Below are 6645 nucleotides of genomic sequence, written 5' to 3'. Positions count from 1 at the left end.
GGGGTGGGGGGGGGGGTTGGCGCGGGGGGGGCCCCGGGCGTCCGGGGCGGGGGGGGGTTTGGGGTGGTTGTGGTTTTACACCCCCCCCCCCCCCCCCCCCCCCCCACTTGACCGGGCGGCCGACCGGTACATCCCAGAATTCGGGACGCCATAAGGCTTTTCGCAACGCGGGAGACATCTCCGGGCAACGAATCGGCCCGAAAGTGGGCCACGCCACCCGTCCGCAGGGCGATATTCACTCGATAGGGTGGTGCATATCGGACAATTCACCAGTTTCCTGGTGATCATGCTCGCCAGTTCGAAGAAGCCCAAACCCCTCGCCGTGCTTCGTCACGACCTGCCGGCCTCGTTGGTGGTGTTCCTCGTCGCCGTCCCGCTTTCACTCGGGATCGCTCTCGCGTCAGGGGCGCCGATCGTCGCGGGGCTGATCGCGGCCGTGGTGGGAGGTGTGGTCGCCGGAGCCCTCGGCGGCTCCCCGCTTCAGGTGAGCGGCCCGGCCGCCGGCCTGACGGTGATCATGGCCGAAACCATCGCGACCTTCGGCTGGGCGACCACCTGCGCGATCACCGTCGCCGCGGGCGCGCTGCAGATCCTGCTGGGGCTCAGCCGCATCGCCCGCGCGGCGCTCGCCATCTCACCCGCCATCGTCCACGGCATGCTCGCCGGGATCGGTGTCACGATCGTCCTCGGCCAGCTCCATGTCGTGCTGGGCGGATCGGCGCAGAGTTCGGCGCTCGAGAACATCGCCGAACTGCCCGCGCAGGTCGTCGGCCACCACGACACCGCCGCGTTGATCGGCGTGCTCACGATCGGTGTCCTGCTGCTGTGGCCGCGGCTGCCCGAATCCGTCCGCAAGGTGCCCGGCCCGCTCGCCGCGATCGCGCTGGTGACCGTGCTGTCCGTCGCCACCGGCATGACCCTGCCCCGCGTCGACCTGCCGGGTGATCTGCTCAACATCCGCTTCGCGCCCGAATTCCCGGACGCGGGCTGGGGCGCGTTCGCCCTCGCGGTCGTCACCATCGCCCTGATCGCGAGCGTGGAAAGCCTGCTGTCGGCCGTCGCCGTCGACAAGATGCACACCGGGCCGCGCTCGAACCTCGACCGTGAGCTGATCGGGCAGGGCGCCGCGAACATGACCTCCGGCGCGCTGGGCGGTCTCCCGGTCACCGGGGTGATCGTCCGCAGCTCGACCAACGTCGCCGCCGGTGCCCGCACCAGGATGTCCGCGATCCTGCACGGCGTCTGGATCCTGGTGTTCGTCGCCGCGTTCGCCGGGCTCATCCAGAACATCCCGCTCGCCGCGCTGGCCGGCCTGCTCGTCCACGTCGGCGCGAAACTGGTGAACCCCGGCCATATGAAGCAGGTCCTCAAACACGGCGACCTGGGGCTGTACCTGGTGACGCTCGCCGGTGTCGTCGTCTTCGACCTGCTCACCGGCGTCCTGCTCGGGATCGCGCTTTCGGTGCTGCTGATGCTGCGGCGCACGGTGTGGTCCGGGATCCACGCCGAACGCGACGGCGACGAATGGCGCGTCGTCGTCGAAGGCGTCCTGACGTTCCTTTCGGTGCCGAGGCTCAGCCGGGTGCTCGCGACCGTGCCTGGCGGCGCGAAGGTGACCCTGGAACTGGTCGTCGACTACCTCGACCACGCCGCCTTCGAGAGCCTTTCGAACTGGCAGCAGGGGCACGAACGCAGTGGTGGGAAGGTGACCGTCGACGAGGTCGGGCACCCGTGGTTCGCCAACGGCAAATCCGGCGATCCCACGCTGACCCGCACGGACGCGGCGCGTTCGGTGCCGCGGTTCCTCGCGCCGTGGTCCGACTGGCAGGCCAAGGACGTCGAGGTGCCCGGCCAGCGCGGCGGGCCCACCCTGCGCGGGGCGACCGAGTTCCAGCGGCGCACCGCCGCGCTCATGCAGCCCGCGCTCAGCAAGCTGGCCGGTGGCCAGTCGCCGCACACCCTGTTCATCACCTGCGGTGACGCGCGGATCGTGCCGAACATGATCACCACGAGCGGTCCCGGCGACCTGTTCACCGTGCGCAACATCGGGAACCTGGTGCCCGCCCGCCGGGCCGATCCGTCGATGGGCGCCACCGTCGAGTTCGCCGTCGGCGTGCTGAAGGTGCGCGAGATCGTGGTCTGCGGTCATTCCGGCTGCGGTGCGATGCAGGCACTGGCCACCGGAGCCCCGGACGGCGCGCCGATGCTGGCCTCCTGGCTGCGGCACGCCGAGCCGAGCGCGAACCGCGAGGGCCCGGTGACCCTCGACGGCGAACGCCCGGACACCGAGGTCGACCGGCTGGCGCTCAAGAACGTGCTGCAGCAGCTGGAGCACCTGCGCCACTATCCGCTGATCGCCGAGGCGGAGGCGCGCGGTGAGCTGCATCTGACCGGGATGTACTTCGACGTCGGGGCGGCGCAGGTCTACCTGTCGGACGGCGAGGGCCCGGCGTTCGCGCCGGTAGGTGCGGTCACCACATCCGGGGGCTAACGGAAGCCGTCCAGCGCGACTCGATCCGGACCCACTAACCCAGACCCCGCCCCGCCACCACCCTCAATGGAGAGGCTGCGCCCCGCAGACTAGATTCAGTGCACGTGAGCATGCTGGTCATGACCGGCACCGGTACGGGTGTCGGCAAGACGATCTCCACCGCCGCCATCGCCGCTCTGGCCGCAGGTCAGGGCCAGCGTGTCGCCGTGCTGAAACCGGCGCAGACCGGAGTGGGCCCGGACGAGCCGGGCGACCTCGCCGACGTGATCCGGCTCGCCGGTCCGGTCACCACCCGTGAACTGCGGAGATACCCGGATCCGCTGTCGCCGGAGGCGGCCGCCAGGCTCTCGGGACTGCCGACGCTGGCCCCGAGCGAGATCGCCGCCGCGGCGAGCGACCTCGACGGCGAACACGACCTGACCCTCATCGAGGGCGCGGGCGGGCTGCTGGTCCGGTTCGACGCCGACGGGGCCACGCTGGCCGACGTCGCCTGGTCGCTGGGCGCGCTGGTCATCATCGTCGCCGAGGCCGGGCTGGGCACGCTCAACGCGACCGCCCTGACCGCCGAGGTCGCCACCAAACGCGGGCTCACCGTGGCCGGGGTGATCATCGGAGCGTGGCCCGACGAGCCGGATCTGGCGGCGGTGTCGAACCTGGCGGACCTGCCGGTCGCCGCCGGGGCCCCGCTGCTGGGCGTGCTGCCCGCCGGGCTGGGCACGGCCGGGCCCGAGGAGTTCGCCGACCGGGCCAAGGCGGGTCTCTCGCCGTGGTTCGGCGGGGAGTTCGACCCGGAATGCTTCGTCGGCCGCGCCTCGGCACAGAAGTGACCTGCGTCGCTGTGGCCGAGGCACCCGGTCGTGCACGATGATGTGCCTTCGCTTCACCGCCCCACCCCGAACAGGAGCCGCCTCGTGACCACTGCCCCGGAGACCGTCGACATCCTCGCCGTGGCGCGTGACCAGGTCCTCGAGCGTGGTGTCGGCCTCGGCGAGGAGCAGATCCTCGAAATCCTGCGCCTCGACGACGACCACCTGACCGACCTGCTGGCGCTGGCCCACGAGGTCCGGATGCGCTGGTGCGGCCCCGAGGTCGAGGTCGAGGGCATCATCAGCCTCAAGACGGGCGGCTGCCCGGAGGACTGCCACTTCTGCTCGCAGTCCGGCCGCTTCCCGACGCCGGTGCGGTCGGCGTGGCTGGACATCCCCGGCCTGGTCAAGGCCGCCCGGCAGACCGCCGAGACCGGCGCGACCGAGTTCTGCATCGTCGCCGCCGTCCGCGGCCCCGACAAGCGGCTGCTCTCGCAGGTCCGCGAGGGGATCAAGGCCATCCGCGAGGACGGCAACGACATCCAGATCGCCTGCTCGCTCGGCATGCTCACCCAGGAGCAGGTCGACGAGCTCGTCGAGATGGGCGTGCACCGCTACAACCACAACCTGGAGACCGCGCGCTCGCATTTCGCGAACGTCGTCACCACGCATACGTGGGAAGAGCGCTGGGAGACCCTGCGCATGATCCGCGAGGCGGGCATGGAGGTCTGCTGCGGCGGCATCATCGGCATGGGGGAGAGCATCGAACAGCGCGCCGAGTTCGCCGCGCAGCTGGCCGAGCTGAACCCGGACGAGTGCACGATGAACTTCCTCATCCCGCAGCCGGGCACGCCGTACGAGGGATACGAGGTCGTCGAGGGCAAGGACGCGCTGCGCACCGTGGCCGCGTTCCGGCTGGCGATGCCCCGTCCACTGCTCCGCTTCTCCGGCGGCCGTGAGCTGACCTTCGGGGACCTGGGCACCAAACAGGGCATGCTCGGCGGCATCAACGCGATCATCGTCGGCAACTACCTGACCAACCTCGGCCGCCCGGCCACCGCGGACCTGGCGATGCTCGACGAGCTGAAGATGCCGGTGAAGGCCATCAGTGACGTCCTCTGACCGGCCGTCGTTCTGCGTCCACTGTGGACAGCCGTCCGACGGTGGCGCGGAACATCCGGACTGCCACAACCCGAGAACGGCGCTCGAACCGCCGCGCTACTGCACGTACTGCGCGCGGCGGATGGTCGTCCAGATCACCCCGGTCGGCTGGACCGCCCGGTGCAGCCGTCACGGTGAACTCGCCGGCTGACTTCCCGCATTCAGAGGACGAAACGCGGTGGAGGCGCGTGCGCTGGGGGCGGCATTGGTTACGCTCTGCACAAGCAGCACGAGGGAGGAGTCCGGGGTTGGGCGAGACGACCGGTAAACCGGCGCACCTGTCTTCCAGTGTGCCCGACCCGTGGTCGGTGCCCGTGCTGCCGAGGCCGCGCCGCCCGTATCCCAAGGTCGTCGTCAAGGCCGACCTGCTGCCGGCGGTCAGCGTTCTGTCCACGGCCGGGCTGCTCGGCTTCCCGCTGGCCTGGTTGTGGGCGCGGCTCGCGCCGCCCCAGCGGATGCGGGTGATCAACGACCACGGCGGCCTCGCCCCGCTGGAGCTGGAGAGCTGGCACCGCTTCGACGACCTCGCCGTCTACGGTTTCCTCGCGCTCGGCGCCGGGCTGCTGATCGGCATCGTGACCTGGCTGCTGCGCGAGCGCCGCGGCCCGGTCGTGCTGATCGCCGCGACCGGCGGCGCGACCCTCGCGGGCTGGCTGGGGACGACGATGGGCCTCTCGTTCGCCAACGGGCGCTACGAGATCGGCGCGGCCCCCGCCGTCGGCGACGTCATCGCGAAGGCGCCGCAGATCGAATCCCCGTGGATCATGCTCGCCGCGCCGCTGATGACCACGCTGGCCTACACCCTCCTGACCGCGTGGAACGGGCGGGAAGACCTGGGCCGTCGCCTCGGCTGACGAATTTCCTCTAGGGTGGGCGGCAACTTCTCTAGGGGGCTTTCTCTTGACCGACGACATCGAGGTTTCCCGGCACAACGCCGTCCGCTTCCCGGGTATCAGCCCGCGCGCGTATGAACACCCCGTCGACCGCGGCGCCTTGGCGACACTGCGCGCGGTCCCCGGCTTCGCTCAGGTCGTGAAGGCGGTTTCGGGCTTCTACGCCGAACGCGGCGAGCGGCTCATGGCGCTCGCCTCCGGGATCCGGGTCGGCCCGAAGCAGTATCCGGAGCTGGACAGGCTGCGCAACGAATGCGCCGAGACGCTCGACCTCGACCGCGTGCCGAACCTGTTCGTCGCCCGCAGTCCCGAGGTCAACGCACAGACGATCGGGATGGACGAGCCGTTCATCGTGCTCAACACCGCGGCCGTCGAGGCGATGGACCTCGCGTCGCTGCGGTTCGTGATCGGGCACGAGATGGGGCACGTGCTGTCCGGGCACGCGGTGTACCGCACGATCATGATCCGGCTGATCGGCCTGCAGATGTCGATGTCGTGGACGCCGGTGAGCGCGATCGGCATCCGCGTCGTCATCGCGGCGCTGCGCGAGTGGTACCGCAAGGCCGAACTGTCCTGCGACCGCGCCGGGCTGCTGTGCTCGCAGGACCCGACGGCGGCGCTGCGCTCGCAGATCCTGGTCGCGGGCGGGATCGACCCGTCGAAGATCGACATCCCCGCCTTCCTGCAGCAGGCGGCGGAGTACGAGTCGGTCGACGACATCCGCGACAGCTACCTGAAGCTGCGCTACGTCGAGACGATGTCGCATCCGCTGGCCGTGGTGCGGGCCGCCCAGCTGCAGAAGTGGGCCGCGTCGGAGGAGTACCGGGGGATCCTGGCCGGCGAGTACCCGCGCCGCGACGAGGACGCGCCTTCGTCCAACTGGACCGACGACCTGAAGTCGGCCGCGAAGTCGTACAAGGACTCCTGGAACAGCTCCGCCGACCCGCTGACGAAGGTGTTCAGCGACGTCGGCGAGGCGGTTTCCGGCGCGGCGGGCAAGGTGTGGAGCAAGTTCGGCGGGGGCAACGGTGCGGACGAGGAAGCGGCGCCGGAGTCCGGTAAGTAGCGTCTCGCGAGTGTCATGAAGGGGACTTTCCCCGCGTCTCGTGTGGCGAAGGGAACTTTCGTCGCGTGGCATGCGGTGAAGGCGTCCTTCGCGCCCGGAGGGAGCTGGCGACGGGTCGTGAGTGGCGATTCGTGTTCTAACCCGATGTCTGAGTTCAGGACATGTCGGACAGTTGATGTTTCAGGACCTCACGGACACTGACCGGCCTGTCGGCGTGGTGACCAGGGC

6 protein-coding genes are annotated in these 6645 nt (G+C 70.2%); all 6 read left to right on the top strand.

Features of this window, described 5'->3' with window-relative positions; translation table 11 throughout:
* The first annotated feature begins 286 nt into the window (after nt 1–286).
* The 6 genes from ACIRGA_RS40705 (at nt 287) to ACIRGA_RS40680 (ending at nt 6417) form a co-directional block, all read left to right on the top strand.
* The gene (locus ACIRGA_RS40705) at nt 287–2491 is read left to right on the top strand and encodes a SulP family inorganic anion transporter (protein ID WP_400952886.1); all 2205 of its coding nucleotides are present in this window, start codon (nt 287–289) and stop codon (nt 2489–2491) included.
* A gap of 104 nt (nt 2492–2595) precedes the next feature.
* Nucleotides 2596–3318, top strand: coding sequence for a dethiobiotin synthase (gene bioD / locus ACIRGA_RS40700; protein WP_400952884.1), 723 nt, complete (start codon nt 2596–2598; stop codon nt 3316–3318).
* A gap of 84 nt (nt 3319–3402) precedes the next feature.
* The gene (gene bioB / locus ACIRGA_RS40695; protein ID WP_400952881.1) at nt 3403–4419 is read left to right on the top strand and encodes a biotin synthase BioB; all 1017 of its coding nucleotides are present in this window, start codon (nt 3403–3405) and stop codon (nt 4417–4419) included.
* A complete protein-coding gene (locus tag ACIRGA_RS40690) occupies nt 4406–4609 on the top strand; it encodes a hypothetical protein (RefSeq protein WP_400952878.1) in 204 nt (67 codons plus the stop codon). The genes bioB and ACIRGA_RS40690 overlap by 14 nt, the downstream gene beginning before the upstream one ends.
* A 97-nt stretch (nt 4610–4706) precedes the next feature.
* Nucleotides 4707–5312, top strand: a complete 606-nt coding sequence (locus ACIRGA_RS40685) for a DUF2567 domain-containing protein (RefSeq protein WP_400952875.1) — start codon at nt 4707–4709, stop codon at nt 5310–5312.
* A gap of 46 nt (nt 5313–5358) precedes the next feature.
* On the top strand, nt 5359–6417 hold the full coding sequence (locus tag ACIRGA_RS40680; RefSeq protein ID WP_400952873.1) for a M48 family metallopeptidase: 1059 nt from the start codon (nt 5359–5361) through the stop codon (nt 6415–6417).
* The last annotated feature ends 228 nt before the right edge of the window (nt 6418–6645 follow it).

This window comes from Amycolatopsis sp. NPDC102389 (assembly GCF_044765885.1).
Lineage (GTDB): Bacteria > Actinomycetota > Actinomycetes > Mycobacteriales > Pseudonocardiaceae > Amycolatopsis.
This window is presented reverse-complemented; position numbering and strand designations above follow the sequence as displayed.